The organism is Knoellia remsis (assembly GCF_003002895.1).
GTDB classification, from domain to species: domain Bacteria; phylum Actinomycetota; class Actinomycetes; order Actinomycetales; family Dermatophilaceae; genus Knoellia; species Knoellia remsis.
In genome coordinates, this window is sequence record NZ_PVTI01000020.1 from 52313 (window position 1) to 78960 (window position 26648).

The 26648-nt window shown below is 70.0% G+C and carries 22 protein-coding genes and 1 riboswitch; of the genes, 11 read left to right on the plus strand and 11 right to left on the minus strand.

Translation table 11 applies throughout. The annotated features are described in order from the left end of the window. Nucleotides 1–43: 43 nt before the first annotated feature. From hrpA to BCF74_RS12110, 4 genes are all read right to left on the minus strand, one after another. Nucleotides 44–3877: an ATP-dependent RNA helicase HrpA gene (hrpA, locus tag BCF74_RS12095; RefSeq protein ID WP_177426659.1), complete on the minus strand. Its 3834-nt coding sequence runs from the start codon at nucleotides 3875–3877 to the stop codon at nucleotides 44–46. Then, nucleotides 3874–5145, minus strand: a complete 1272-nt coding sequence (locus BCF74_RS12100; RefSeq protein WP_106298213.1) for a hypothetical protein — start codon at nucleotides 5143–5145, stop codon at nucleotides 3874–3876. The genes hrpA and BCF74_RS12100 overlap by 4 nt, the downstream gene beginning before the upstream one ends. Further along, complete coding sequence (locus BCF74_RS12105) at nucleotides 5142–5429, minus strand: WXG100 family type VII secretion target (protein WP_106298214.1); 288 nt, start codon at nucleotides 5427–5429, stop codon at nucleotides 5142–5144. The genes BCF74_RS12100 and BCF74_RS12105 overlap by 4 nt, the downstream gene beginning before the upstream one ends. An 80-nt stretch (nucleotides 5430–5509) precedes the next feature. Next, nucleotides 5510–6874, minus strand: a complete 1365-nt coding sequence (locus tag BCF74_RS12110) for a bifunctional o-acetylhomoserine/o-acetylserine sulfhydrylase (protein WP_106298215.1) — start codon at nucleotides 6872–6874, stop codon at nucleotides 5510–5512. A gap of 16 nt (nucleotides 6875–6890) precedes the next feature. After that, nucleotides 6891–7005: riboswitch (SAM riboswitch) on the minus strand. Between the two features lie 73 nt (nucleotides 7006–7078). Between BCF74_RS12110 and mgrA the strand changes: the two genes are divergently transcribed. Then, complete coding sequence (gene mgrA / locus BCF74_RS12115; RefSeq protein ID WP_106298236.1) at nucleotides 7079–8125, plus strand: L-glyceraldehyde 3-phosphate reductase; 1047 nt, start codon at nucleotides 7079–7081, stop codon at nucleotides 8123–8125. Here mgrA and BCF74_RS12120 read toward each other — a convergent pair. Continuing rightward, nucleotides 8111–8554 carry a hypothetical protein gene (locus BCF74_RS12120; RefSeq protein WP_106298216.1) on the minus strand — a complete coding sequence of 148 codons (444 nt, stop codon included), beginning with the start codon at nucleotides 8552–8554 and terminating at the stop codon, nucleotides 8111–8113. The two genes, mgrA and BCF74_RS12120, sit on opposite strands and share 15 nt — an antisense overlap. Next, complete coding sequence (locus BCF74_RS12125; protein WP_106298217.1) at nucleotides 8547–8909, minus strand: hypothetical protein; 363 nt, start codon at nucleotides 8907–8909, stop codon at nucleotides 8547–8549. Before BCF74_RS12125 ends, BCF74_RS12120 begins: the two co-directional genes overlap by 8 nt. 70 nt (nucleotides 8910–8979) lie before the next feature. On the opposite strand from BCF74_RS12125, the gene BCF74_RS12130 reads away from it, so the two are divergent. Further along, complete coding sequence (locus tag BCF74_RS12130; RefSeq protein WP_106298218.1) at nucleotides 8980–9873, plus strand: alpha/beta fold hydrolase; 894 nt, start codon at nucleotides 8980–8982, stop codon at nucleotides 9871–9873. 276 nt (nucleotides 9874–10149) lie between these two features. After that, entirely contained in the window at nucleotides 10150–11148 is a 999-nt protein-coding gene (locus tag BCF74_RS12135; RefSeq protein ID WP_146132950.1) for a hypothetical protein, read from the plus strand. Nucleotides 11149–11281: 133 nt separating this feature from the next. On the opposite strand, the gene rocD is transcribed toward BCF74_RS12135, so the two are convergent. Continuing rightward, the gene (rocD, locus tag BCF74_RS12140) at nucleotides 11282–12508 is read right to left on the minus strand and encodes an ornithine--oxo-acid transaminase (protein ID WP_177426658.1); all 1227 of its coding nucleotides are present in this window, start codon (nucleotides 12506–12508) and stop codon (nucleotides 11282–11284) included. A 183-nt stretch (nucleotides 12509–12691) separates the two neighbouring features. On the opposite strand from rocD, the gene BCF74_RS12145 reads away from it, so the two are divergent. The 3 genes from BCF74_RS12145 to BCF74_RS12155 all read left to right on the plus strand — a co-directional run bounded on the left by BCF74_RS12145 (nucleotide 12692) and on the right by BCF74_RS12155 (nucleotide 18771). Beyond that, on the plus strand, nucleotides 12692–15079 hold the full coding sequence (locus tag BCF74_RS12145) for a PrsW family intramembrane metalloprotease (protein ID WP_106298220.1): 2388 nt from the start codon (nucleotides 12692–12694) through the stop codon (nucleotides 15077–15079). Then, nucleotides 15076–15588 carry a hypothetical protein gene (locus BCF74_RS12150; RefSeq protein ID WP_146132952.1) on the plus strand — a complete coding sequence of 171 codons (513 nt, stop codon included), beginning with the start codon at nucleotides 15076–15078 and terminating at the stop codon, nucleotides 15586–15588. The genes BCF74_RS12145 and BCF74_RS12150 overlap by 4 nt, the downstream gene beginning before the upstream one ends. Nucleotides 15589–15774: 186 nt before the next feature. Next, on the plus strand, nucleotides 15775–18771 hold the full coding sequence (locus BCF74_RS12155; protein WP_106298222.1) for a M36 family metallopeptidase: 2997 nt from the start codon (nucleotides 15775–15777) through the stop codon (nucleotides 18769–18771). A gap of 127 nt (nucleotides 18772–18898) precedes the next feature. On the opposite strand, the gene pdxH is transcribed toward BCF74_RS12155, so the two are convergent. After that, nucleotides 18899–19579, minus strand: a complete 681-nt coding sequence (gene pdxH, locus BCF74_RS12160; protein WP_106298223.1) for a pyridoxamine 5'-phosphate oxidase — start codon at nucleotides 19577–19579, stop codon at nucleotides 18899–18901. Between the two features lie 62 nt (nucleotides 19580–19641). Between pdxH and BCF74_RS12165 the strand changes: the two genes are divergently transcribed. Beyond that, the gene (locus tag BCF74_RS12165) at nucleotides 19642–20349 is read left to right on the plus strand and encodes a hypothetical protein (RefSeq protein WP_106298224.1); all 708 of its coding nucleotides are present in this window, start codon (nucleotides 19642–19644) and stop codon (nucleotides 20347–20349) included. An 89-nt stretch (nucleotides 20350–20438) separates the two neighbouring features. Here the strand turns inward: BCF74_RS12165 and BCF74_RS12170 are convergent, their stop codons facing one another. Together BCF74_RS12170 and BCF74_RS12175 are read right to left on the minus strand one after the other, a co-directional pair. Beyond that, complete coding sequence (locus tag BCF74_RS12170) at nucleotides 20439–21140, minus strand: SprT-like domain-containing protein (RefSeq protein ID WP_106298225.1); 702 nt, start codon at nucleotides 21138–21140, stop codon at nucleotides 20439–20441. Between the two features lie 130 nt (nucleotides 21141–21270). Then, entirely contained in the window at nucleotides 21271–22068 is a 798-nt protein-coding gene (locus BCF74_RS12175; RefSeq protein WP_146132953.1) for an alpha/beta hydrolase, read from the minus strand. 52 nt (nucleotides 22069–22120) lie between these two features. On the opposite strand from BCF74_RS12175, the gene BCF74_RS12180 reads away from it, so the two are divergent. The 4 genes from BCF74_RS12180 (at nucleotide 22121) to BCF74_RS12195 (ending at nucleotide 25584) form a co-directional block, all read left to right on the plus strand. Further along, entirely contained in the window at nucleotides 22121–22717 is a 597-nt protein-coding gene (locus tag BCF74_RS12180) for a PadR family transcriptional regulator (RefSeq protein ID WP_106298227.1), read from the plus strand. 62 nt (nucleotides 22718–22779) lie between these two features. After that, nucleotides 22780–24054, plus strand: coding sequence for a hypothetical protein (locus BCF74_RS12185; RefSeq protein WP_146132954.1), 1275 nt, complete (start codon nucleotides 22780–22782; stop codon nucleotides 24052–24054). Nucleotides 24055–24581: 527 nt separating this feature from the next. Then, on the plus strand, nucleotides 24582–24800 hold the full coding sequence (locus BCF74_RS17105; RefSeq protein WP_146132955.1) for a hypothetical protein: 219 nt from the start codon (nucleotides 24582–24584) through the stop codon (nucleotides 24798–24800). Between the two features lie 163 nt (nucleotides 24801–24963). Continuing rightward, nucleotides 24964–25584, plus strand: coding sequence for a DUF6318 family protein (locus BCF74_RS12195; RefSeq protein ID WP_106298230.1), 621 nt, complete (start codon nucleotides 24964–24966; stop codon nucleotides 25582–25584). A gap of 246 nt (nucleotides 25585–25830) precedes the next feature. Here BCF74_RS12195 and BCF74_RS12200 read toward each other — a convergent pair. Further along, nucleotides 25831–26648 (minus strand): HNH endonuclease signature motif containing protein (locus BCF74_RS12200; RefSeq protein ID WP_146132956.1); only part of this gene is annotated, 818 nt, incomplete at its 5' end.

The following is a 26648-nucleotide window of genomic DNA, read 5'->3' on the forward strand; positions in this document are numbered from 1 at the left end:
ACGTCCGGCCGGGTGTCGGGATTCCCGGCCGAAACCCGCGCGCTCAGGCCGCGGAGCTCGACACGGCCGCGATCGCGGAGCGCACCCGCTTCTCGCTCACGGGCCTCGCCGTGCCGAGGGACTGCGCGAACACGCTGACCCGCAGCTCCTCGATGAGCCAGCCGATGTCGGTCACCTCGGGCGAGCGGCGTCGCGTCTCCGGGAGCGCCTCGAGCAGGTCGGCGTATGCCGTCTCGACGCCGTCGATGCGTTCCTGCAGCTGCGCTTCGCGCACGTTCGTGGGGGCCTTGTCGAGACGGTGCAGCATCCCGCGCAGGTAGCGGCGCAGGTCCGGGAGCCGGGCGAGGCCGGTGTCGGCGACGAACCCGGGCCGGACGAGGCCGTCGAGCTGGGCACGCACGTCGGCCGTCGTCGAGGCGAGGCTGCGAGCGGCGGCTCCGGTCGCGATGGCGTCGAGTCGCGCGCGCACCTCGGTCGCGAGGGCGAGGACGGGCTCGACCGCCTCGACGACCTGGAGGACGCGGGCGACGACGTGGGTCCGCACGGCCGCCTGGGCCGCGTCGAACTCGGCACGCGTGCGCACCGGCCCGCCGACGTGGTCGGCGACAATGGCGTCGACCGCTGCAGAGAGGCAGTCCTCGAGGAGCGCCGGGACGGAGCCGTGCGGGTTCTGGCCGAGCGCGAGCTTCTGGGCGTTGGTGAGCTTCGCGAGGACGCGCTTCCACGGTGGGGTCGTGCCGAGGATGAGCAGGCGCCGGACGCCGGCCCGGTGCGCGGCCTCGGCGGTGCCGGCATGGTCGAGGACGCGCAGGGACACAGCCGCTCCCTCGTCGACGAGGGCTGGGAAGCCCTGCACCGTGTGGCCGGCGGACCGGCCCTCGAAGGTCACTGGCACCTCCTCCACGTCCCACGTCGTCAGTCCGGTGCGCTCGATGGCGGCGCCGGCGCGCGCCATCCGTTTGCGCACCGCCCCCTTGGACGAGCTGCGCAGTGCGTCGAGGTCCTTGCCTCGGGCGATGACGCGGCCGTCCGGGCCCTCGACCGAGAAGGTGATGCGCAGGTGGTCGGGGACGCGCGCCCAGTCCCACTCCCCCGCCGGGACGGTGACACCGGTGCGCTCCTTGAGGGCGGTGGCGAGGGCGTCGGTGAAGGGCTGGTCTCCTGCGGGGCCGGCCTGCGCGAGAGCTGCGTGCGCGTGGTCCGGCGTCGGGACGAAGTGACGACGCGTCGCCTTGGGCAGCGACTTGAGCAGCGCCACCGCGAGGTCCTCACGCAGCCCGGGCACCTGCCAGTCGAAGCCGCCGTCGGTGACGCGGTTGAGGACCGCCGTCGGGACATGGACGGTGACGCCGTCGGCCGCCTCGCCCGGCGAGAACTGGTAGGTCACGTCGAGCTCGAGGTCCCCCTGACGCCACGTCCGCGGGTAGTCGCTCGCCGACACCTCGTCGGCGTCCTCGCGCGTCAGCAGGTCCTCGGTGAAGGTGAGCAGGTCCGGGCGGCGCCGTCGTTCGCCCTTCCACCACCGGTCGAAGTCCGCGACCGAGCTGACGTCGGGTGGGATGCGGGCGTCGTAGAACTCGAAGAGCACCTCGTCGTCGACGATGAGGTCGCGGCGGCGGGCTCGCTCCTCGAGCTCCGAAAGCCGTTGCAGCAGTTCGCTGTTCGCCTTCCAGAACGCATGGTGCGTGTCCCAGTCACCCTCGACGAGAGCATTCCGGATGAAGAGGTCCCGTGCTTCCTCCGGGTTGATCCGGCCGTACTGCACGGTGCGGTCGACGACGAGCGGCACGCCGTAGAGGGTCACGCGCTCGGTGGCGACGACGCTCCCCCGCGACTTCGACCAGCGCGGCTCGCTGTGGGTGCGCTTGACGAGGTGCGCGCCGACCTCCTCGGCCCACACCGGGTCGATCGCCGCGTTGACGCGGGCCCAGAGCCTTGTCGTCTCGACGAGCTCACCGGCCATGACGACATCGGGCTGCTTGCGGAACAGGCCCGACCCGGGATTGATCGCGAACCGCGAACCGCGCGCACCGGCATACTCACGCCTGCTCTCGTCGCGCACGCCCACGTGCGAGAGCAGGCCCGCGAGAAGGGCCTGGTGGATGCGGTCCCAGTCGGGCTCGCCGTCCTTGGCGGAGGTGGCGAGGTCAGGATCGATGCGCGCCTGCTTGCATGCGGTGCGCAGCTGCTGGTGCAGGTCCTGCCACTCGCGGATCCGGAGGTAGTGCAGGAACTCGGCCTTGCACATGCGACGAAAAGCACTGCCGGACAACGCTTTCTGCTGCTTCTTGAGATAGCGCCACAGCGCGAGGTAGCTCGCGAAGTCTGATGTCTCGCTCTTGAAGCGGGCGTGCTGTTGCTTCGCCTGCGCCTCCTTGTCGACCGGCCGCTCGCGCGGGTCCTGGATCGACAGGGCGGCGACGATGACGAGGACCTCCTTCGTGCAGCCGAGCCGTCCGGCCTCGATGAGCATGCGCCCGAGCCGTGGGTCGATTGGCAGTCGCGCCAACGTCTTGCCGTATGCCGTGAGGCGCTTCTCGCCGCGACGCCCCTCCCCCTCGCGGACCGCGCGCAGCTCCTCGAGGAGCCGGACGCCGTCGGCGACCTGCCGCGGGTCCGGCGGGTCGACGAACGGGAAACGGGCGACATCACCGAGGCCGAGCGAGGTCATCTGCAGGATGACCGAGGCGAGCGAGGTGCGCTGGATCTCGGGCTCGGTGAACTCTGGCCGGGACTCGTAGTCCTCCTCCGAGTAGAGGCGGATCGCGACGCCGTCGGCCACGCGGCCGGTGCGTCCGGAACGCTGGTTCGCGCTGGCCTGCGAGATCGGCTCGATCGGCAGACGCTGGACCTTGGTGCGCTGCGAGTAGCGGGAGATGCGGGCGGTGCCGGTGTCGACGACGTAGCCGATGCCGGGGACGGTGAGCGAGGTCTCGGCGACGTTGGTGGCGAGGATGATGCGGCGACCACTGCCGCGGGTGAAGACACGGTGCTGCTCGGCGGCGGAGAGCCGCGCATAGAGCGGCAGGATCTCGGTGTTCGGCAGGTCGAGCCTGCTCAGGGCGTCGGCGGCGTCGCGGATCTCGCGCTCCCCGGAGAAGAAGCACAGGATGTCGGTCGCCGGGTGTCCGGGTGGCGTCTCGGTCCACAGCTCCTCGACCGCCTCGACGACGCCGGTGACCTGGTCGCGGTCGCGGGTGATGACGCCGTCGGCGTCGCGTTCGACGAGCGGCCGGTAGCGGACCTCCACCGGGTAGGTGCGCCCGGAGACCTCGATGACGGGGACCTCGCGCACGGTGTTGCCTCGGACGTCGGTCGCGAAGTGGCGGGCGAACCGGTCGGGGTCGATCGTCGCCGACGTGATGATGACCTTGAGGTCGGGACGACGCGGCAGGAGGGACTTGAGGTAGCCGAGGATGAAGTCGATGTTGAGGCTGCGCTCGTGGGCCTCGTCGATGATGATCGTGTCGTAGCGGCGCAGGTCGCGGTCGCGCTGCAGCTCGGCGAGCAGGATGCCGTCGGTCATCACCTTGACGCGGGTCCGGTCGCTGGAGTTGTCGGTGAACCGGACCTGATAGCCCACGAGGTCACCGAGGTCGACCTGCATCTCCTCGGCGATGCGTTCGGCCACGGAGCGGGCGGCGATGCGGCGCGGCTGGGTGTGGCCGATCTGGCCGCGGCTGCCGAGGCCGAGCTCGAGGCACATCTTCGGCAGCTGCGTGGTCTTGCCCGAGCCGGTCTCGCCGGCGATGACGACGACCTGGTGGTCACGGATCGCGGCGAGGATGTCGTCGCGGCGGGCGACGACAGGGAGCTGGTCGGGGTAGTGCAGGCGGGACGCGTCGACCGGGTCGTGGGCAGGGGCGGCGCGGTTCAGGGGCGCGGGGTCGGCTGGGCGCCCCCTTCGACCTCCCCGGTTCCGCTCTGGCACGCGCTCAAGGATAGGTCGGGAGTCGAGGCACACTCACTCGACTTCGGCGTGAGTGCCGCGTTGGCGGCCGACGTGAGCTTCGGCTCCACGCGCTCCAGGGTGACCCCAGCGACATACATGCGCTGCGCGGTGGTACCCCCCGCCGTCGCAGCACGCCACCCGTCGAGGAACGTCTTGTCGGCCTGGTAGCGCGCCTGCGTGACGGCATACGTCTTCGCGGCTGCGGCCTTCTGCCCCCATGACATTCCCTTGAATGCCGGCATCGCCGGAGGTGTGAGAGCGACGATCATGCGCTCGGGCGAGTACTTCGGGTCGAGCCCCTTGCTGATTTTGGGGTATGCCGTGTGCACCCCTTCGCGGATCGACGCGCCGACGCGGTAACCGAAGGTCAGCTGCCGGTCTCCCACGTACCCCCGCGACTGGTCGGCCACTCTCGAGAACGGTCGTGCACCCAGCTGCGACCCCACTGTGAGCCTGCCAGCGCCATAGGACGCCGCACGCGCCGCCACGTTGACCCCGACCTTCTTCCAGCTGCCCTCGGAGTAGAAGATGAGCAGTGCCGCGTCACTCACTGTCCCCATCACGTCACCGGTCGTCGTCAGGGCGGCGACCGGCCCCCTGCGAAAAACCGAGGGGATCGAAGCGATCTCCTCCGAGTAGTTCTGCATCTTCGCCAGGGCCGTGTATGTCGCGGAGTCGTCGAGGATGTCGTCCGCGAGTCGCCGCAGAGCTACCGCGCATCGCTCGTCGGCCTCGGTGAACCGGTCCCACGCGCGACGATGCCGCTCGGTGGCCCGGTTCATCCAGTCCACCTGCTCGATCTGTAGCCGCGACAGCTCGCTCGTCTCGGGTTCCTGTCCGGCCAGGGCAACGAGCCGGTCTTCGAGTGACTGGTACGTGAACCAGGCACCCGACCGGAGCTCCTCAGCGCGCCGCGCCTCGACCTGGGTCTCGACCAGTACGTCGGCGAGCGCGCGGATGGCGGTCGCCGCGCCGCGGTAGCGGTCGATCAACGCGTCGAGCAGCGGGGGCGACTCGCGCACGGCGTCGGCAAAGGCCTCTCCGGCCGGTGACTCCCACGATGAGCCCGCCTTGATGCCCACGAGGGTCGCGTTGATCGAGCTCAGCCTGGCCGCACCGGTGCTCAATGCATCGGCGGGTGCCATCGCTGACGTGTAGTCGCCCTCGATCTGCGGCAGCACCTGACCGATCATCGGGTGGGCCCCCCGAACAGTCGCGTCGTCGTCGCCTCGGTCTCCACGTAGGCGGCCCCGGCCACCTGTGCCTTGTCGCCCAGGTCGCGAAGTACCTCGACGAGCAGGAGCCGGTTGCGACGCCAGCCGGCCACGAGGTCGTCGAAAGCCTCCGAACTCCTGCCACAGCCCAGAGCCCAGCGATCCGCTTGGGCATCCTTGGTGGCCTCGAGCGCGTCTGCGACCTCGCCGAGCGATACACCCAGCGAGGCAATGACCTCCGCACCGATCCGCATCTGAGTCATGCTCCGACGGTAGGGCGGATCGAGAAATCGGCCGCGGAGTTTTCCACAGGCGACCCGTCTCAGGGCGCGAGGCCAGCCGGTCAGGCGCCCTTGGCCGCGACGAAGCCCTGCTCGAGGTCGGCGAGGATGTCGTCGATGTGCTCGATGCCCACGGCGAGCCGTACGAGCCCCGGCGTCACTCCGGCCGCGAGCCGGTCGCTGTCCGGGCCCTGCGAGTGCGTGGTCGTCGCCGGGTGGATCGCGAGCGAACGCACGTCGCCGAGGTTCGCGACGTGCGAGTGCAGCCGGAGCGCCTCCACGAAGGTCCGGCCCGCCTCCGCTCCCCCGGCGATCTCGAACGCAAGCACGGCGCCGGATCCCAGCGGCGTGTACTTCTGCGCCAGCTCGTGGAACGGGTCGCCGGGCAGCGACGCCCAGCGCACCGACTCGACCTGATCGTGTCCCTGCAGGAACTCCGCGACGGCACGCGTGTTGGCCAGGTGCCGCTCGATGCGCAGGCTCAGCGTCTCCAGCCCCTGCGCGATGAGGAAGGCGTTGAACGGCGCGATGGCCGGACCGAGGTCGCGCAGCAGCTGTACCCGCGCCTTGAGGATGTAGGCCAGGTTCGCGCCGGGCGGTGACCCGACGCCGAGGTCGCGGGCGAACACGAGCCCGTGGTAGCTCTCCTCCGGCGTGTTGAAGTTCGGGAACTTCTCGGGGTCCGTGGCGAAGTCGAAGGACCCGCCGTCGACGATGACGCCGGCGATGGTCGTGCCGTGACCCCCGAGGTACTTCGTCGCCGAGTGGACGACGATGTCGGCGCCGTGCTCGAGCGGGCGCAACACGAACGGGGTCGCCACGGTGTTGTCGACGACGAGCGGCACTCCCACGGAATGAGCCACCGCCGCAACGCTTTCCACGTCGAGGATCTCGATCTTGGGGTTGCTGATCGTCTCGCCGAAGAAGAGCTTGGTGTTGGGGCGCACCGCTGCTCGCCACGACTCGGGGTCCGTCGTGTCCTCGACGAAGGTGACCTCGATCCCGAACTTGGGCAGTGTGTGCTTGAGCAGGTTGTACGTCCCGCCGTAGAGCGACGGCGACGCGACGACGTGGTCGCCGGCCTCGGCGATGTTGAGGATCGCCAGCGTCTCAGCGGCCTGGCCGGACGCGACGAGCAGTGCACCGACACCTCCCTCGAGCGAGGCGATCCGTTGCTCGACCGCGTCCTGCGTCGGGTTCATGATGCGGGTGTAGATGTTGCCGAACTCCTTGAGCGCGAACAGGTTTGCCGCGTGCTCGGTGTCGTTGAAGACGTAGGAGGTCGTCTGGTAGATGGGGAGCGCCCGGGCGCCGGTGGCGGCATCCGGCGCCTGACCGGCGTGGATCTGTCGCGTCTCGAAGGACCAGTTCGGTTCGGGCGCGGACGCGGTGTCAGGGGTCGTCGAGGTGGTCGGCTCGGTGGCCATGGTTGTGCTCCTTGGATAGCCGTGCTTGCGGCCGCCGGTCGACGTGCCGCCAGGTCCTCACCCGGGGCACCCCACCGCGGTTGGAGGGTTGCCGGTCAGCGAGCCGGGGCTTCGCGCTGACACTCATGACCCACTGCAACGGTAGGAGATGGCGAGCGGGCGGCATACCTGCGTCTCGGTCCTCGGACCGGCAAGATGGGTGACATGACCTTCCACGCCGATGAGTACAAGGCGGCCGCAGGCCGCTACCGAGCCGGTATGCCGTTCCGTCGCGTCGGGCGGTCGGGTCTCGACCTGCCCGCCATCTCGCTTGGGCTGTGGCACAACTTCGGCGACGACGTGCCCCTCGAGCGCCAGCAGGCGATCCTGCGACGGGCCTTCGACAAGGGGATCACGCACTTCGACCTCGCGAACAACTACGGCCCGCCCTACGGCTCCGCCGAGCGCAACTTCGGCACGATCTTCGCGCGCGACTTCCGGCCCTACCGCGACGAGCTCATCATCAGCAGCAAGGCCGGCTACGACATGTGGCCCGGCCCCTACGGCCAGGGCGGCGGCAGCCGCAAGTACATCCTTGCCAGCGCCGACCAGTCGCTCAAGCGGATGGGCCTGGACTACGTCGACATCTTCTACAGCCACCGCTTCGATGAGACGACCCCACTCGAGGAGACCATGGGCGCGCTGGACACCCTTGTGCGACAAGGCAAGGCGCTCTACGTCGGCATCTCGTCCTACTCCGGTGAGCGCACCCGCGAGGCGGTCGACATCCTGCGCGAGATGGGCACTCCCCTGCTCATCAACCAGCCGTCGTACTCGATGCTCAACCGTTGGGTCGAGGAGGACCTGCTCGACGTTCTCGAGGAGACCGGCGTCGGCTGCATCGCCTTCTCACCGCTCGCCCAGGGCATGCTCACGAGCAAGTACCTCAAGGGGATCCCCCAGGGCTCGCGTGCCTCGCAGGGCAAGAGCCTGTCGCCCGACCTGCTCACCGAGACCTCGCTCAAGCACGTGCGCGCCCTCAACACGATGGCGAAGAAGCGCGGCCAGACCCTCGCCCAGATGGCGATCGCGTGGCTGCTGCGCGACCACCGCGTCACCTCCGTCCTCGTCGGTGCCTCGAGCGTCGAGCAGCTCGACGACAACCTCCAGGCCGTGAAGAACCTGGCATTCACCGACGCCGAGCTCGCGAAGATCGACAAGCACGCCGTCGACGCGGGCATCAACCTCTGGGCGAGGTCATCGGACGCCTGAGCTCGCTGCGCGGACCCGCCTGAGCCACCAGATCCCCAGCACTGGCAGGACGAGGGGCACGTAGCCGTACCCCGACCCGAAATGGGACCACACGGTCTTGTCCGGGAAGGCGCTCGGCACGGCATACGACAACGCCCCGACGACGAGGACACCGACGAGCTCGACGGTGCACGCGAGCAGCGCGACGCGCGTCGAGGTGCGGTCGCCACGGGCCATGCCGATGGTCGCGACGATGTAGATCACGGCGGCGAGGGCGGAGAGCAGATAGGCCAGCGGCGCCCGGTCGAAGTACTCGAGGATCTGCAGGGTGGACCGGCCGGTCGCCGCGAGCGCGAGGATGCCGTAGACGGCGACGAGGATCCGGCCGGGACCGCGCGAGGAGTGCTCGCCGTGCGGTGCATCGTGCACGGGGCCGGCCGTCTCAGGCATGCAGGTCCCAGATCTGCTGCAGCCTCAGGGTCATCACCACGACGGCGAAGGCACCCACGGCGACGGCGACCATGGCCCACCGGGTCTTGTCCTTGATGGCGCTCCACACCGTGATCGCGAGGACGAACGGCAGCGTGAGCAGGTATGCCGCGAAGGTCGCCGTGTCGCTGCCGGTGTCGATCCGGCCGAGGCCGAACAGACCGCGCACGAGCTGGGCGACGACTCCGAGCTCGACGAGGGTGGCGAGGCCAAGCAGGAAGTTGTCGATGAGCCGGTCGATGGCGGCATAGACGAGGGCGACGACGAACAGCAGCGCGGCTGCTGCGACGAGCACCTGGGTGAGCACGAGAACCACGGCGCACAGACTACGTGGGGGTGCTCACCCCTCCTCCGGGACGCCGCCGGTTGCTTGGTTGGATGCTCGCATGACTTCTGCGCGCATCGGCGACGTCGACATCGAGTACGAGGTCGACGGACCTGACGACGGCGAGCCGATCCTGCTCATCATGGGCATGGGCGCCCAGCTCGTGGCATGGCCGCCCGACCTCGTGGAAGCCCTTGTGGCTCAGGGGTTCCGGGTGATCCGCTACGACAACCGTGACCAAGGGCTGTCGGGGTACACCGAGACTCCACGGCCGAAACCGGTGGTCCTGGCAGCGGGGCTGGCCTCGCGTCGCTGGGCGACTGCGGACTACACCCTCGTCGACCTCGCCGAGGACGCGGCGGGACTGCTCGACCATCTCGGCGTGGGCACGGCCCACGTCGTCGGGATGTCGATGGGCGGGATGATCGCGCAGGAGCTCACTCTGCGGCGTCCGGAGCGCGTGCGCTCCCTGTGCTCGATCATGTCGAACACCGGCGACCCGAGGAACGGCCGCACCTCCGCCCGACTCCTGCGACCGTTCCTTCGGCTCATGCGCGCACCCGCTCCGACGACGCGCGAGGAGGCGGTGCAGCGCGGCATCGAGTCGTTCCGGATCATCGCCGGCTCCGAGTTCGACGAGGATGAGATGCGGGTGCTTGCCGGACTGCACCTCGACCGTGGTGGCATCACCACTGCCAGCCGGGACCGCCAGCTCGCCGCCATCAACGCCTCCCCCGACCGGACGCCGCGGCTGCGCGAGATCACCGTGCCGACCCTCGTCATCCACGGCCTGCGCGACCGGCTCGTCCTGCCGAGCGGCGGCGTCGCGACGGCGCGGGCCATCCCGGGGTCGCGGCTCATCATGTTCCCCGAGATGGGGCACGACCTGCCCAAGGGCCGCCGGCTCGAGATCGTCGAGGAGATCACCCGCAACGCCCGCCGCGCCACCGACTGACCAGTGGAACGACCGGAATCCCTTGACTCCGGTCGGCGACGCGGGCACCGGAGGCACGTGCACGACCGACATGGTGGACTCACGAGACTGCCGCGACCTATGACCGCATCGTCCGGGCAGCGGACAACGGGAACTCGGTGCCGGTCGACACTTACGAGTCGGGCTCCGGCAGCCACATCGTCCTCGTCACCAGTGCCGTGGACGGCAACCTGCGCGTCTACGAGCCCGAGTCCGGCGAGACCCGCGAGGAGCTCGAGCCGTGCAAGGGTGGTCGGCATGAAGGGAACCCTGCGGACAGGTTGCATGGTCGTCACCGCGCTCGTGTCGGTGGCGACTTTCGCAGGGTGTGTGCCCAGGGACGGCCGGGCGTACCCGAACGCCACCGACCTCTCGCGCGCCCAGAAGGTTTGGGCCGACCCGTGGCTGGCGGCCGAGGGGACCACCCTCGCCGGCCCGAACGGCACCGGCCTGTCCCGCGATGTCGCGGGTCGCAGCTACACGACGGCAGCCGAGCCGCGCGCAGTGGCGCTCGCCGAGGTCCGAGCCGCCACGTCGGCGGGATGGGCCCTCGTGTCCGTGAGCTGCGATCCGGACGAGCCTGGAGAGCCAGGGTCCGTGGCCGCGTCCCTGGGCCGTGGAACCGGAGGTGACGCGGCACTCGTGACTTTGGAGGCGGCCCTCTCCTCCGCCTCGGGGACCGTCGTCGAGCTCAGCGCCGAGGTACCCCACCACCTGGATCCGGGGTGGCCGGCATCGACCTCGCTCGACTTGGCCAGCACCTGCCTCGTCACCGGATCGCCGACGTCCAGCGCGCCACCCTCGGGCGCCCCCACGCCCAGCAACCTCGACCTCGAGGACGGGTCGCTCGACCCGCCCGAGTGGTCGGATGCCGGTGAGGACGGGCTGTCCACGGCCGTCGCCGCGGTCGCGGACGACCCGGTCCTGCGTGAGCTCGGGCTGACCATCACGACACCTCCGGAGACAGGCGCGACCGAGGCCCGGGATGCCGCTGTGGGCCGGTCCGACGAGGTCACCACCACCGACGGGCTGGCTGCCGTGGTCGCACGCCTGCGGGCCCAGGGTTGGACCCTGACGTATGCCGGGTGCATCGGCTCCGGGGCGCCCGACATCGCCGAGCTGACTCGTCCCGCTGGCAAGCGCCATGCCACGCTCCGGCTCTCCGAGGTTCCCGGCGCCGCCGAGCCGCGACTCGCGGCGACCGTGGCGGTTTCGACGCCCGGGCTACAGTCCCAGTCCCCCACCAGGGATCAGTGAGCCCTGCTTCGCCTCCACCGCTAGGGTGGATCGTTTCTCGCACAAGGGTGTTCCCAACCTTGGGCCCACTCGACTCTGGCCGCTGGCGCGTTGAGCGGGTCCGGGCCGTCAACACTTCGCGGCCCGTTGCCGGTCAGCCGGCGAGTGAGTCCTTGACGGCCGCGACGAGCTGGTCGACCTCGTCCTCGGTGATGACGAGCGGCGGCGCGAGCCGGATCGTCATGCCGTGCGTGTCCTTGGCGAGGATGCCGCGCTCCATCAGCCGCTCGCACAGCTCACGCCCCGTCGGCCCACCCGGCGACACGTCGAGCCCGGCCCACAGGCCGCGCACCCGCACCGCGTCGAGACCGGAGCCGACGAGCGGCTCGAGACCGGCCCGCAGGCGCTCACCCAGGCGGGCCGCGCGCTCCTGGTACTCGCCCGTGGCGAGCAGACGGCATACCTCGTGCCCGATCGCGGCAGCGAGCGGGTTGCCGCCGAAGGTCGACCCGTGCGAGCCCGGCGTGATGACCCCGAGGACGTCGGTGTTCGCGGCGACCGCGGAGACGGGATAGAGCCCGCCGCCGAGGGCCTTGCCGAGGATGTACATGTCGGGCACGACGTCCTCGAGGTCGCAGGCGAAGGTCGTGCCGGTGCGCGCGAGGCCGGACTGGATCTCGTCGGCGACCATGAGGATGTTCGCCTCGGAGGAGAGTGCGCGGACATCGCGCAGGAAGCCCTCGGGCGGGACGACGACGCCGCCCTCGCCCTGGATTGGCTCGAGCAGGACGGCGACCGTGAACTCGTCGATGGCCGCGCGCAGCGCCTCGATGTCGCCGTAGCGGACGGCCCGGAACCCGGGGGTGTAGGGACCGTAGTTGTCGTGGGCGACCTTGTCGTCGCTGAAGCTGATGATCGTCGTCGTGCGGCCGTGGAAGTTGCCCTCCATGACGATGATGTTCGCCTGGTCCTCGGGAACGCCCTTGACCTCGTAGCCCCAGCGGCGGCTCACCTTGAGCGCGGTCTCGACGGCCTCGGCGCCGGAGTTCATCGGCAGCACCATGTCCTTGCCGGTGAGCTCGGCGAGCGCCTGCGCGAACGGGCCGAGCTGGTCGTTGAAGAACGCGCGGCTCGTCAGGGTGAGGGTGCCGAGCTGCTGGCGGGCGCGCTCGACGAGCTGCGGGTGCGAGTGGCCGAAGTTCAGGGCCGAGTACCCCGCGAGGCAGTCGAGGTAGCGCTTGCCGTCGACGTCGGTGACCCACGCGCCGTCGCCGCTCGCGAGGACGACCGGCAGCGGGTGGTAGTTGTGCGCCGCGTAGCGCTCGGTCGTCTCGATGTGCTGTTCGGTGCTCTGCGGGATGGGAGTGGTGGGCGTGCTCACGACGGTCGCTTCCTTTGACGTGGTGGGTCGGCGCTCACTGTAGCGTCGCCGCGCGTCGTGGCCGATTCGCGCCGATCTTCCCGTATGCCGTCCGCTCACCCGGACGATTTCGTCGCGTCTCAACCGCCGACGCCTGTGGATGAAGCCAGAGCCAGTCAGCGTGGTTGTGCCACAGTTGTCGACGTGGGGGAGAACACGATGACGGCCGCCGCCGAGGACCACCTCGCGGCGCGGGAATGGTGGGAGCGAGTCAGCGCGCGGCGCACGTTGTGGTGGCGCCGCCGCCCCGAGCTCGCCAAGCGCATCGGTCTTGTAGCCAATCTCGTGACTTGGGCCGCCCTGGCTGTCCTGCTCGTCGCTGTCGTGACCTGGCCGACGATGCGCTGGAGCGTTCGGGTCTGGGTCGGCGTCATGTGGGTGGCCTTGTGTTGGGGCCTCATCGCCCACACCAAGACGCTGGCGCTTCGCACGCTCTTCCGCATTCTGGCCCTGTCCGTACCGTGGTCCTTCGCGATCGCCCTGCTGTCGGGCTGGCTCGCACGCGGGCCGGGCGGCCTCCGTGAGGCCAACGCGGTCGCGGGAGCGGTCGTCGTCGCCTCCATCGTCGAGGAGATTCTCAAGCTCGGACCACTGGCACTTCTGGCACTGGCCGCCCCGGGCCGCGTGCGCCGCTTCACAGTCGCCGACTGGGCGCTGGTGGGCTTCATGTCAGGTCTGGCCTTCCAGCTGCTCGAGGAGGCCCTGCGACGGGTGCTGCTCTTCGGGCCCGGGCGCAAGAGCATCACGGACGTCCTGTGCTCCTTCGGGGATGCGGAGCAGCGGCTCGACTGTTATGAGATTCCCTCCTTCGGACTCAACCCGTTCGGAACTGGCTTTGGCGGGAACCCTCCTTACGCGGGCCATGCGGTCTACACGGGATTGATCGCCGTCGGGATCGGACTCGCCGTTCGAGTCATCCGGGGACGACTCGTCGGCGTCTTCGGTGCCCTGATCGCCGGCCTGGTCCCTGTGGCGCTATTCCTGCTGTCTGTCCTGGATCACGCAGCCCGCAACGGCAGCCTGAACGAGACGTTCGACCAGATCGAGGACGTCGTCCCACGAGCCGTCGTGTGGCTCCACACCGCGACCGGCGGCGGTCATGGCCGTGAGGCGCTGCTCGTCGCACTCCTCGTCATCGGCATGGTCCTCGATGCTTCCTTGTTTCGGTTGGCGAACCTCGCAGACGTGCTGGAGGACCGGCCGGTCGGATTCCTCGAGCGGAGGTACCTTGCCGTGCGCCGCGCGACCGCGGAACTCGGCTCGGCTCGCGTGGGGTGGTTCCTGGGCAGCGGCGTCGACGTGATCTTCATCCTCGCGCGCGACCTGCGCGACTCCGTGCTGCTCCTGTTCAGTCCGGCCCCAGGTCCGTCCTGGCGCTCTCGCGCGGCACGACGCGTTCGTGATGTTCGTGGCTTGTGGGAACAACAGCGACGCCAGCGCGAGGAGGTCGTCCGATGGGCGTTCGACACGCCTCCGCACGGTCGACGCCTGTTCCGGGCCGTCGCCGCTCTCCTGACTCTCGTGGCCTTGGCGCTGGTGTTCGTCGCGACGCCCTTGCTCACCGCAGCGCTCGATATCGAACTCAACGGTCCTCGGCCGTCACCATGGCTGGCTGGAGTCTTGGAGGCGCTCGGCGAGTGGTGGAACGACCTGCCCCCGGGACTCAAGGTCGCGGGAGTCGTCGTTTTGGGTGCGGCCGTCATTGCCAGTGGAGGCACGCTGGCCTTTGCCTTGGGTGTGGGTGGTGCGGTGTGGACCGCCCTGGATCGCGCGGACGACCTCGGGAGGTTCGTCGACGACCCTCGCGGCACCATGGACGAGTACCTCGCGCAGAATTCACCCAGCGATGTCGCGGTGGACGCCGGGCTGCTGGTCCTCTCCTTCATGGGAGAAGGCGCAGTCGCGGCCGCCGGTGGACGTGCAGCGCGCGCCGGGCTCGACGCCGCCGAGGACGCCGGCCTGACCCGGTCTCTGCGTGACCACATCGGCGAGCTGCCCCGAGCGATCGTCTCGATCGACCCGGCTCTCGGGTCGCGGGTCTACAGCGGCGGTGGACTGCCCTTGCGGTCCCAGCTGCCCGAGTGGCTCCGACGCGTGCGCGAGGGGTCGAAGTTCCACCGCGCCGAGCAGGCCAGCCTCAACCAGATTCCGGGCGGGAGCTCCGAGACGTACGTTCGCAAGGTGAAGCCGGGCACGGGCGACGAGATCGAGTACTTCGACACGCGGTACAACCGGGTCGACCACTACAACGACTACGAACGGCAGATCCGGTCGATCAAACACACCCAGCTGGCCGAGGTCCAGGAGAGCACGGCCTTGCGCTACCTCGACGAGCTCGCGACCAAGTACAAGCCCGGCACCCCCATCGCCGACGTGCCATCCACACCCGAACGACTGCTGGGGAAATCGCTCAAGGGTCAGATGATCCTGCACGTGCCGATCCAAGAATCACCGATTCCTGACGCTGTGCTCAATCGAGCAGCGGACCTGAACATCAAGATCATCGATATCACGGGAAGGCTGTACACATGAGCACCCAAGTTTCCTACGCGCATTGGCTACTGGGATACGGCAGGGCCCGTGACCGGTACACGACCGCAGAGGCGCATCACCGAGACGAGGCGGGTGAGGAGTACTGGGTGCTGTTCGGCGACCCCGAACGCCCGCGCCAAGTCATCCAAGTGTCGGAGCGACACCTCGACTACCTCGTGGTGTGGCTGGACGAGGAACTCCGGGAGGTGTTGACCTACCTGTTCGTGCCGGTTGACAAGGAGAACCCGCAGGACTTCAGCAAGGGCCTGTTCCTCGAGCAGGTGCACTTCAAGGAGTACGACTCCCCCGACCTCGACTCCGCCTTCCCGTCCCGCGCCGGCGGCACGTACTTCGAGCACGACGGGTCCGCATTCCACGTCCAGAACCTCGGCAACGGCCGCGAGGAATCCGAGACCGGACCCATGGACCCCGCCGAAGCACAGCGTCTCCTGTTCGAACCCCACCCCACCTTCGGCGACTGGACCTCCATCGCCCGCCGCGACCGCTGAGTGCGACCGCACCTGCGCTGACCGTCCGAACGGGCCATGGACACCTCCGATGCTTGACGAAGTCTTGACCTGCACCTGACCGAGCACTGACCCGAAGTGGCCCGAGCTGGGGTTCGCTGTACCTCACCGTGGCTGCTGACTCCGGCGCTACCGCATCGGGGCGGTGGTCGCGCACAAGGAGGAGACATGCCCCACGAGAGCAGAAGGCGCGTTCGGCGCATCGTCGGCGTCGGAGCGGCGGCAGCCGCAGCCGTCGCCATGACGACGGTCGGCGCGCCCGCCATCGCAGCACCCCAGGCAGCACCCGCGGCCAACGACACCAAGGGCTCGGCGTTCGCCGGTGACAAGGTCGACCAGCTGCCCGACCTCGACAGCCGCTCGGGCACTGCGGCCCCGACCGCAGCCCAGCGCTCGGCCGCCTCCCGGGCCGAGAATGCCCGCGGCGCCGCCGCCGCTGACGTGACCTGGAACCGCCTCGGGTCGGTCAAGACCATGGCGCCCGACGGCAAGGGCGCTCTGGCCACGGGCCTCGGCGCCAACCCGGAGAAGGCTGCACGCGCCTTCCTCACCCAGCAGGCTGCGACGTTCGGCCTCACGGCCGCGGACGTCCAGGCGATGGATCACCTCGCGACCAACAAGGTCGGCAAGGCCGACGTCGTCATGCTCCGGCAGACGGTCGGCGGCATCCCGGCCGGCATCGACGGCATCGCCGTTGTCGCCGTCGAGAACGGCACCGCCCGCTACGTGAGCTCCACCCTCGCTCCCCTCGCGGGCAAGAGCTCGTCGCGCGCCGCCGCTCCGAAGCTGTCCGCCGAGCAGGCCCTCGAGGCCGCGGCGAAGAACATCGGCACGAAGGCCACGAAGGTCAAGAGCAAGGGCACGCAGCGCTCCTCGTCGGCGACGTGGACAACGATGACGGCGTCCGGTCTGCTCGGCGACCAGTTCGCCCAGCAGGTCGCGGTGCCGGTCCCCGGCAAGGGCGCGCGGACGGCATACCAAGTCGTCACGCGCGACGCGCAGGACAGCGGCTACACGGTCTACGTCGACGCAACGACCGGTGAGGTCATCGCCCGCGAGTCGCTCGTCGACTTCGACAGCGACAACCCGCGCTGGAAGGTCTTCACGAGCAACCCGGTCGCAGGCAGCTCGTCCGACACCCGCGTCGAGTGGTGCTGGACGACCGCGGCCGGCTGCTCCGAGACGATGCAGAGCCCCGCGTCGCCGAAGGCGTGGGACGTCGACCCGACGCTCAACCTCCCGACCTACACGACGAGCGGCAACAACGCCTTCAGCGGCGCACGGTGGGTGTCCGGTGGTCCGGTGACCCCGGCGACGCCGAAGACCGACCGCAACTACGTCTACCCGTGGACGAACCAGTGGTTCGAGCAGAAGTGCAACCCGTCGGTCTACTCCAGCCCGGAGCGCAACGACATCGACGCGGCCACGACCAACCTCTTCGCCATGCACAACCGCGTGCACGACTGGTCCTACCGGCTCGGCTTCACCGAGACCGCGTGGAACTTCCAGCGGGACAACTACGGCAAGGGCGGGCTCGGCAACGACCCGGTCCTCGGCTACAGCCAGTCCGGCGCCCAGTCCGGCTCGCGCAACAACGCCAACTTCGGTACTCCCCCGGACGGTGTCAGCGGCTACAGCAACATGTACCTCTGGCAGCCGCTCGCCGGTGGGTTCTACGCCCCGTGCGTCGACGGTGACTACGACATGTCCGTCATCGGTCACGAGTACGGCCACGGCATCAGCAACCGCATGGCCGGTGGCCCGAACAATGGGCTGTCCGGGCTCCAGGCCGGTGCGATGGGCGAGAGCTGGTCGGACCTCATGGCGACGGAGTACCTGCAGGAGTGGGGCTACGTCCCGGTGAGCTCGACGGCGACGCCGATGGGCGCCTACGTCACGGGCAACCCCGAGCGCGGCATCCGCAACTACAACTTCAGCAAGAGCCCGCTCAACTACAGCAACGTCGGTTACGACCTCACCGGTCCGCAGGTGCACGCGGACGGTGAGATCTGGTCGGCGACGCAGAGCGACGTCCGGGCGGCGTTCATGGCGCGCTACGGCGAGGGTGACGCGGCGAGCCAGCGCGCGTGCGCGGAGGGGACGACCCCGGTCGGCTCCTGCCCCGGCAACCGGCGCTGGATGCAGCTCGTCTTCGACGCGTGGCTGCTCATGCCGTCGGGTTCGGTGAGCATGCTCGATGCGCGCAACGCGATGCTCGCGGCCGACATGTTGAGGTTCGGTGGTGCCAACCAGGACATCATGTGGAACGCCTTCGCCAACCGGGGCATGGGGCGCAACGCCACGTCCGCGGGTGCCAACGACACCGAGCCGGTGCCGTCGTTCGAGTCGGCCTACCAGGGCAACTCGAACCTCCGGTTCACCCCCGTCGACGAGGACGGCCGGGTCATCCCGGGCGCCAAGCTCTACGTGGGTGAGTACGTCGCCCGGTCGACGCCCGTCGCCGACACCGACGCGGGCACCGCCCTCGGCGACCGGTTCGTCGTCTCGGCCGGCACGAAGACCTACACCGCCACGGCACCTGGCTTCGCCCAGACGCGAATCACGTTCAGCGGCAACGCAGGTCAGACTCGTGACATGCCGGTCCGCATGGTGACCAACCTCGCCAGCACCCAGGCCGGCGGCTCCGTGAGCGGAGCGGGCACCGACGTCACCGACATGATCGACGGCGACGAGGGCACGACCGCACGCACGGTCGCGCAGCCCACGGCGGACCAGAAGAAGTTCACGATCGACCTCGCCGGTGGCCGCCAGGTCATCCGCAAGGTCCAGGTGAGCGGACTCCCGGAGCCGGGCATCAACCGGTTCCAGAACATCCGCCAGTTCCGGATCTCGACGTGTGACGCGAAGGGGCGGGTCCTGTGCACCGAGGACGCCGACTTCCGGGAGGCGTTCACCTCGGCACCGGACGCCTTACCCGGCGCCGCCCCGCGCCCCGTGGCCCCCGAGCTGAAGATGCGGACGTTCGACATCCCGCAGACGGCGGCCACGCACGTCCGGTTCGAGATCGTCACGAACCAGTGCCAGGGCGGCCCGGAGTTCGCGGGCGAGCAGGACAACGACCCGAACAACGCGACCGACTGCGCGACGGCCTACGCCGGTGCGAACACGGTTGCGGTGAGCGAGGTGCAGGTCCTGCGGCGGTGAGGATCGGCTGAGTCACAGCACACCTCACCGACAGCAGACCGTATGCCGCGTGGTCGCGAGACCACGCGGCATACGGCCGTTCGTGATCGGGTCGTCCGGCGACGGCCTGCTTCGGAGCGCCGCCGGGTCAAGGTTGGCGGCGGGACACCGTCCACGCGTTGACGTCGTCGAGCGTGCCCTCGGTGACTCTGGTGAAGACCAGCCGGTCGTGCAGCCGGTTGCTGCGCCCGCCCCAGAACTCGACCTCGTCGCACCGGATCCGGTAGCCGCCCCAGAAGTCCGGCACCGGCACGTCGTCGACGTTCCCGCGGTCCGGCCAGCGGGCGGCATACGTCTCGTACGCCTGCTCGAGCTCGGCGCGCGAGGCGACCGGCTGGGACTGCTGCGAGGCCCAGGCCGAGATGCGCGAACCCCAGGGGCGCGAGCCGAAGTAGGCCGTCACGACGTCGCGGTCGAGCAGCTCGGCGCTCCCCCGGAACCGAATCGCCCGGAACATCGCCGGCCACGTGAGCGAGGCTGCGACGCGCGAGTTGCCGGCGAGCTCGCTCCCCTTCGTCGACGACGTGTTGGTGAGGAACGCCGGTCCGGTCTCGTCGAAGAGGCGCATCAGGACGGTGCGCACGTTGGGGGTGCCGTCGGCGTCGACCGTGGCGACGGACAGGGCGTACGGCTCGGGCACGTCACCCCGCGCCTCCGACCGCGCGGCTGCGTCGTCGAGCCAGCGACGCACCTGCTGGAAGGGCGTCGGCGCCAGCTCGGCCTCCGAGAGTCCCTCGCCGGTGTAGTCGATGCGTCGCACGTCGCTCATGCTGCGAGCGTATGCCGCGTGCTCCCCCGTGCGCGGACGTCCCCGGTAACGTCGGGCGCACCATGGGGATCCACAGCTTCCACCTCGCCGTCGCACCCGCGCACGTCACGGCGCGTGCGCTGGCTCGCGGCGGGTCCGGCGCTGCGCGCGATGTCGACGGGCTCGAGCACCTCGAGGCCCTCTCACTGATGCGGCTCGGCGCACCCGCGGTGTCGCTCGAGCGGCTGCAGCTGCGCCGGCTCGCGGTCTTCGCCCAGTGGCGGGACGAGGGATCGCTCGAGGCGTTCCTCGGGTCCGGTGGACTGGGCGGTCACCTGGCGTCCGGTTGGCACGTGCGGCTGCAGTTCGTGCGTCGGTGGGGAGCGGTCACGGGCCTCGAGCGCCTGCCCCTGCGTGTGGGCGACATGGAGGACGACGAGCCGGTGGTGGCCGTGACGCTGGCTCATCTCAAGCTGCCGGAGGTGGGGCGGTTCTTCCGGTGGGGCCGCCCCGTCGAGCAGCTCGTGCGCGACGACCCTGCGGTATCGCTCGCCCTGGCCGCGATCCGCCCGCCCGGAACGTTCTCGACGTTCACGGTGTGGCCCCGGTTCACGGACATGCGCGCCATGGTCGAAGGTCACGGGACCGGCAGCGAGCCGCGACGGCACGCGACCGCGATGGCCGAGAACGAGCGGGACACGTTCCACCACGAGTTCACGACCCTGCGGTTCCGGCCGCTGTCCGAGCACGGCGAATGGGAGGGGCGGCGTGGGATCGTCCCCGGGCTGTGACGGACGTCGCGTCGTTCGCTCGGCGTCCCCGGACAGGCGGGTGATCGCGTGGTGAGCCACCCACCGCTCGGGCCATCGACCCGGGCGACCTAGCTCGCCAGCTGACCGGCAGGCGACAACGCGTGCAGCGGAACGGCATACAGGTCGTCGTCGACACGCACCTGTGCCTGCGTCGCGAAGACCGCCTCGACCTCCCCGAGCGACCCGTCGAGGGTGCCGCCGGCGATCCGCACGAGCTCGCCGATGGTGGCGCGGTATGCCGGTCGGCTGGGCGCCGACGGCACGCGGCCCGAGCGGGTGAGCGCGTCGAGCTCAGCGCGGTACGACTCGCTCATCGGGACCCGACGGCCGCGGTAGGTCCACTCGAGAAGGAGGGTGGGGTCGAAGCCTCGACGGCACCGGGCACAGCTCATGACCCGGGTGGGTCGCCGATGTCTCGTGACGACGTGGCCGTTGGGGCATTCGCCGCGCCACGGGCCGTCGACCTTGGGCGCGTCGGCATCGACGGTGCGCTCCCCCGTGCAGCCGATCTCGACGGCGGTGCGGCGCCACGTCGCGTCGTGTCCGTGCTGGGGGCCGACGAGGGCGTGGGCGATCTCGTGCAGGAGGGTGTCGCGCACGAGGTCCTCGTCATGAACCGCCGTCAGGGGTGCGCTGATGGAGATGGTGCGCGTCGCGAACCGGCACGCGCCGGCGCGGGTCTTGGCCCGGTCGGTGGTCAGGGTCCAGTCCTCGAGGCCGTGCTCGCGCAGCAAGCGGCGCCCGAGGGCGAGAGCTGCGGGAATCTCCATGGCTCACATGCTGTCAGCGACCACTGACAACGCCCCCGAGCCGCGCCGTGACGCACCGTGACGCACCGGTCCAGGGTGCTGGAGGGCAGGTGAGCGTCCCGTGTGGGCGGCACGCGGCACGCGGCCTCGGCTAGCCGGCGTAGTCCCCCTGGACCCACTTCAGGACGATCGTCGCGAGGGGCGTGAACTCGGGGTTGACACTCATCCCGTCGCTGATGCCGGACCAGCCGTGCGCCTGACCGGGCATGGGGACGAACCGCTTGTCGGTCGCCGGGCTGGCGGCCACGGCGGCCTCGAGTCCGGCGACGTCGATGCCGGTGTCGGCCGCCGCTCCCGAGACGAGGAGAGGCACCGTGGTCGCCTTCGCCGCGCTCGTGCTGTCGGGCACGCCGGGCCACTCCATGGGACCGGAGAGGTCGACGATCGCGTCAGCTCCGGCCTCCTGGCCGACACCGAGGGCGACGACTCCACCGAGGGAGGCACCGACGACCGTGACGGACGTCGCGCCGCGCTTCCGCAGGGCGTCGACACCGGCCTTGACCTGGGCGGTCCAGTCCTTGCTCAAGGCGTCCTCGCACTGCGACTGTCCGTGGGTGCAGAAGTCGAGCATGAGGACGTTCACGCCCTTGTCCGCCAGCCACGCGCCATAGGTTGCCCAACCGCACATGCCCGCCCCCGACGTCTGGTGCAGCAGGAGCGCGCCGGTCGTGCCGTCGCCGATCGCACCGGCGCTCAGCGTGCCCCCGGGTGCGCTCACGGTCACCATCTCGCCCTTGACCGGAACCTTGCACCGCTCCTCGACCGAGGCCGGCATCGAGCGCGTCACCGACGGCGTCCGACTCGCTCCGGCGTCGGCGTCGCGGTCGGTGGAGTCACCGCCAGGATCCGACCCACTCGTACCGCATCCAGCCATCACCAGCACCGTCATCGACGCAGTCATCACCGTCCTGCCCGAGCGCTTCATATGTCAATATTGACATATGAAGCGGCGACCGACCGAGGAATCGACGGGAAACCTCGGGTTCGCCCTCCTCGGACTGCTCGCTCGCCGTCGGAGCACGGGCTACGAGCTCGCCCGGCGGATGGAGCGTCCGGTCGGCTACTTCTGGTCCGCCCACCACGGCCAGATCTATCCCGAGCTCGCTCGCCTCGAGGCCCGCGGCTTCGTCCGACACACGGTCGTCGAGGGTGCCGGACCGCGACCGACCAAACGGTATGCCGTCACTGCGGCCGGACGAAAGGCATTGCGGGAGTGGGTCGTTGGCGAACTCGAACCCCAACCGGTGCGCGACCTCGAGACGCTGCGGCTCTGGAACATCTGGCTCGTCGAACCTGGCGCTGCCCTCGAGCTCGTGCAGAAGCTGCGCCAGGACCACGCCGCGCGCCTCGCGGCATACGAGAGCGAGCTCGCAGAGGTGCGCGACTCCCCCGAGGCGCATGACCCACGAAACCCGATGTTCGCCAGCCGACTGACCCTCGAGGGCGGCGTCCGCAGCAGGCGTGCGGCCCTCGAGTGGTGTGACTGGATGCGCGAACAGCTCGAGTCGGCGATGCACGATCAGACGTCCGCCCACTGAACCAGGCGGCCACTGTGGATAACTCCGCGGCCGGATCTGCGATCTTCGCCAGACTCGGTGGCATGACCTCGAAGCGCTCGTATGCCGTCCTCTCGACTCTTGTTGCCGCCGCCCTGCCGCTCGGCGCCTGTTCCTCCTCGCCCGCCCCTGCGGGCGGGGAGGAACGTCCAAAAGCCAGCGCACCGGCATACACGCCTGCCTATGACGTGACCCCCGAACAGCTGCGTGCGGTCGTCGCCGCGGGACGACGGTTCCCGGACAACATCACGGGCACGCGGATCAACACGGGCGCGAAGACCATGGGACTGTGCGACACGTACTCCGGGGCCGACGGCCGTTCCTGGTTCAGCGACGCCGCGATTCCCGCTCCACAGGAGGGCACGTCCTCGGGCCTGGGCGGTGACGACTCGACCCGGATCGGCCGCGCCTACACCGGCGCCGCTCTGCTGGACGACTCACCGTCCGCGGCCCGCGTCATGGATGAACGGATCGCGCGCTGGTCGACGTGCACGGACGGGAACGGCACGGCATACACGACCCAGAAGGTCGACATCCCGGGTGCAGCGGCATCGCTCGTCCGGACCGCAACCGTGGAGGGTGCACCCCCGTGGAGCGCACAGGTCGCCATAGGAGTGGCCCGCGTCGAGGGTGTCCTCTTCGACTGCACCACTGGGGCGCGCACGGTGAAGCTAGCTCAGGACACGACGACGTCCTGCCTGCGCGAGATGGTCGCTGCCCTGCCCTTCGCGGCGGGGCAGCAGCCTCCGGTCACCGATGCGAACCGCACCGCGGCGACCAAGGTCATGCTGGCGAGTGTCGCGAACGCCGAGACCGAGACGACGTTCCGGACGGACGCCCCGGCGAGCCGGCCCTGCGACACGTCCAAGGCCACCTTCCTGCCCAAGGGCTCGGTGGCAGCGCTCTACTCGCCACGATGGAACGATGCGGGCACGGAGCAGCTCCCGGGCGGGCAGTTCGGGATGATCCGCGCTGAGCTCCTCGCGGACCCGGCCGCTGCTCAGGCCAAGGTCGCAGCGGCCCGCAAGACCTTCGGCGGGTGCTCCGGGTCCTGGAACCAGGGACAGTCGCCGACCGTCATGCGAGGAACGGTCACGGGGGTCACCGACGAGACATTCGGGGACGGCGGCTTCACGATCACCGCGACCACGAAGTTCGACCCGCCGCCCGCCGGTTCGAACGTCACGGTGCCGTCCAAGCCCGGGACGTGGCGGACCTCCGTGCTCAGCGTGGGTGCGCTCGTCCTCGAGACCGAGGACTTCGACACCAAGGCCGTCACCGACATCTCGAGCCGCCTCGCAAAGGTCGCGCCACGGTGACGAGCCCGCCGAGTGCGAGCTCGCGTGCCGTCACCCCGCTCGGAAAGGGGGCGGTCGGGCGGTACGTGAGTCTGGCGCTGATGCTCGTCGCACTCGGCCTCGGTGCCTGCTCACCAGAACCATGTGACCCACCCGCGCCGCCCGCCGGCGACGACCCACCTCCACCGCTGGACGAGCGGACGGCCTTCGGCGAGGCAGCGTGGTTTCTCAATGCCGCGGCCGAGCCACCCTCGACCCAGGTGATGATCTTGGGTGGGACCGAGAGTGCAACCCGGCCCTGCCGAACGTCGCACAAGCCGCTCCTGCGCCGCGGCGCGCTGTCAGCCTCGGTCGGCGTCCTTCCCACCGGCGATGGATCCCTGGATCCGACCCGACTGACGTCGGGGGTCGTCACGGTCGAGCGCCTCACCGACGCGGACAGTGCTCGCGCGAGGGTGGCGCAGGCCCGAGCGACGTTCGGTGGCTGCCGCGGGAGCTACTCGGATCGCAGGAGCGGCAACCAGGTCATGACGGGCAGGATCACGAGCGTGGTGGACGAACCGATGGGTGATGGAGGGTTCACGATCACTGAGCGGCGGACCTTTGACCCGCCGCTGCCCGACGAGTTCGGCGAGCTCGCCACACGACAGTCGTCGCTGCGGACCTCGGTCTTCAGTGTGGGCCCGTTCGTGGTGCAGAGCGACGGTCTTGACTCCGCGGTCGTGGCTGAGCTGGTCGCGCGGTGGGAGGAGGCAGTCTCCCGATGACGCGACCGAGATTCATCGGCTCGAACGAATCACTCGTCATGAATACGAATCACTCGTCATGAATAGGTCGTTGGTTCCCTGCGTCACACGGCGCCGTCCATAGACTGGCTGTCGTTCACGCCATACCAGGACGCCACCGTTGGCCCGAGATCAGGAGATCCCCGTGAGGTCACGCACGCCGCACCTCGTCGCTGGACTGGTGCTCACTGCCGTCGTCGGCGTGGCGGGGTGCACGACCGATGAGCCGACTGCGACCGGGAGCGGCTCTTCACGCACGACCGCAGCAAGCCCGAGCGGCGCGGCGTCGGCGTCTCCGTCGCTCACGTCCTCGCCGACCGAGTCGGCCGGATCAGCCACTCCTGACGGCCTGCCGAGCACAGTCCTCGACGACACCCCAGCGGGCGCGGCAGCCTTCGTCGCCTTCTGGTTCGAGCGGGCGAACCTGGCCTTCACGACGGGGACTCCTGATGCGATCGCGGAGCTCTCGGCGTCGTCGTGCGCCGGTTGCGCCGCGCTGGTCGCCAACTCGTCCGAGCTCGCCCGGCGGAAGTGGACGGTACAGCCCAGTCCGTACCAGCCGCTGACTGAGGTGGCAGCCTCCGGCCCCGACGGAGAAGGCCGTGTCACGGTCACGTTCACCCTGCGCGAGAACGACACCAAGGTGATGAACGACTTCCGTGAGGTGGTCGAGACCCGACCGGGACAGTCCACCCGGCGTACCGCTGTCGTCGGCCGCGCCGGTTCTTCGTGGATCCTCAACGAGCTCACGACCACCTCGCGCTGAGAGAGCCGCGGTCGCGCGGACCCGGCGAGAACCTTGTCAGGGCCACATCGCGTCGAGAGCGCCGCTGTTGGCCACCTCGGGGCTCGCTTCGTCCCCACGCCTCCGCTGACGCGGCCCACGCGTGCATGCCGCCCGCGATCAGGCCGAGTGCGGCAGGCCGGGGATGCCGTCGCGTCTCGCGTCCCTCTCGTCCACGCGTCCCCTTCGGGCCATGCGTCACCACGACGCCCAGGGTCAGCCGTAGGGTCAGGCCGAGTGCGGCAGGTCGGGGATGTCGTCGGGCCACGCGTCGCCGTGGGGCCAGGTGTCGGGGTCGGTGGGGGTGTCGTGGGCGATGAGGTCGTCGACGAGGTCGAGCATGACGTCGTCGGGTAGGTCGAGGCACCGTCCGGTACTGGGTCCGGTGTCCAGGACCCGCCGGGCTCGGGCACGCTCACGCTGACCCTGTCGCGCGCGGGCGCGACGGAGGTCGGTGAGGCGTTCGGGCAGACATCGGTCGTACGAGCCCGGGGAGAGGTCCCAGGTCACGCACCGGCCATCGACATCGGGTGGATGCACCACCGCGATCAGCCGTCGCTCGTGCACCAGCGTGTGATGCCGCTGACACAACAGTGCCGCGTTGCTCAGGTCCGAAGGGCCACCGTCGGCCCAGTGCACGACATGATGCGCCCGCGACCACATCGCCGGAGCGTCGCAGCCCGGGAACGTGCAGTGCCGGTCCCGCCGCCACAGCTCACGCCGCTGCGCCCGCGTGAACAACCGTGTCGCCCGCCCCAGGTCCACGACCTCACCATGCACCCCGAGCACCGTCGGAACCACGTCCGCGTCACACGCCAACCGCCGCACCACTCCCGGCGCCAGAACCGTCGCGTACGCCCGCGACCCGAGCACACTCCCACACCCCGCGCGCCCCACACCGGCACCGCCGGTGCCGCCGGTGCCGTCAGCACTCGTGCCTGTCACGGCCGGACCACCCACGGCCGTCCCCGCACCGCCGGGTCCAGCACCCCCGGGCCCCGCACTGACGCCGGCGTCGTCGCTGCCGCCGTCGGGGACACGGGTCG

Coding starts and splice junctions, on each gene's coding strand:
- BCF74_RS12150 (WP_146132952.1), top strand. CDS start 15,076: ATGAGCACCCAAGTTTCCTACGCGCATTGGCTACTGGGATACGGCAGG.
- BCF74_RS12100 (WP_106298213.1), bottom strand. CDS start 5,145: ATGATCGGTCAGGTGCTGCCGCAGATCGAGGGCGACTACACGTCAGCG.
- BCF74_RS12175 (WP_146132953.1), bottom strand. CDS start 22,068: ATGACGGTGCTGGTGATGGCTGGATGCGGTACGAGTGGGTCGGATCCT.
- BCF74_RS12120 (WP_106298216.1), bottom strand. CDS start 8,554: ATGCCTGAGACGGCCGGCCCCGTGCACGATGCACCGCACGGCGAGCAC.
- BCF74_RS12110 (WP_106298215.1), bottom strand. CDS start 6,874: ATGGCCACCGAGCCGACCACCTCGACGACCCCTGACACCGCGTCCGCG.
- BCF74_RS12105 (WP_106298214.1), bottom strand. CDS start 5,429: ATGACTCAGATGCGGATCGGTGCGGAGGTCATTGCCTCGCTGGGTGTA.
- BCF74_RS12180 (WP_106298227.1), top strand. CDS start 22,121: ATGAAGCGGCGACCGACCGAGGAATCGACGGGAAACCTCGGGTTCGCC.
- mgrA (WP_106298236.1), top strand. CDS start 7,079: ATGACCTTCCACGCCGATGAGTACAAGGCGGCCGCAGGCCGCTACCGA.
- BCF74_RS12170 (WP_106298225.1), bottom strand. CDS start 21,140: ATGGAGATTCCCGCAGCTCTCGCCCTCGGGCGCCGCTTGCTGCGCGAG.
- BCF74_RS12165 (WP_106298224.1), top strand. CDS start 19,642: ATGGGGATCCACAGCTTCCACCTCGCCGTCGCACCCGCGCACGTCACG.
- BCF74_RS12135 (WP_146132950.1), top strand. CDS start 10,150: ATGAAGGGAACCCTGCGGACAGGTTGCATGGTCGTCACCGCGCTCGTG.
- pdxH (WP_106298223.1), bottom strand. CDS start 19,579: ATGAGCGACGTGCGACGCATCGACTACACCGGCGAGGGACTCTCGGAG.
- BCF74_RS12185 (WP_146132954.1), top strand. CDS start 22,780: ATGACCTCGAAGCGCTCGTATGCCGTCCTCTCGACTCTTGTTGCCGCC.
- BCF74_RS12155 (WP_106298222.1), top strand. CDS start 15,775: ATGCCCCACGAGAGCAGAAGGCGCGTTCGGCGCATCGTCGGCGTCGGA.
- BCF74_RS12130 (WP_106298218.1), top strand. CDS start 8,980: ATGACTTCTGCGCGCATCGGCGACGTCGACATCGAGTACGAGGTCGAC.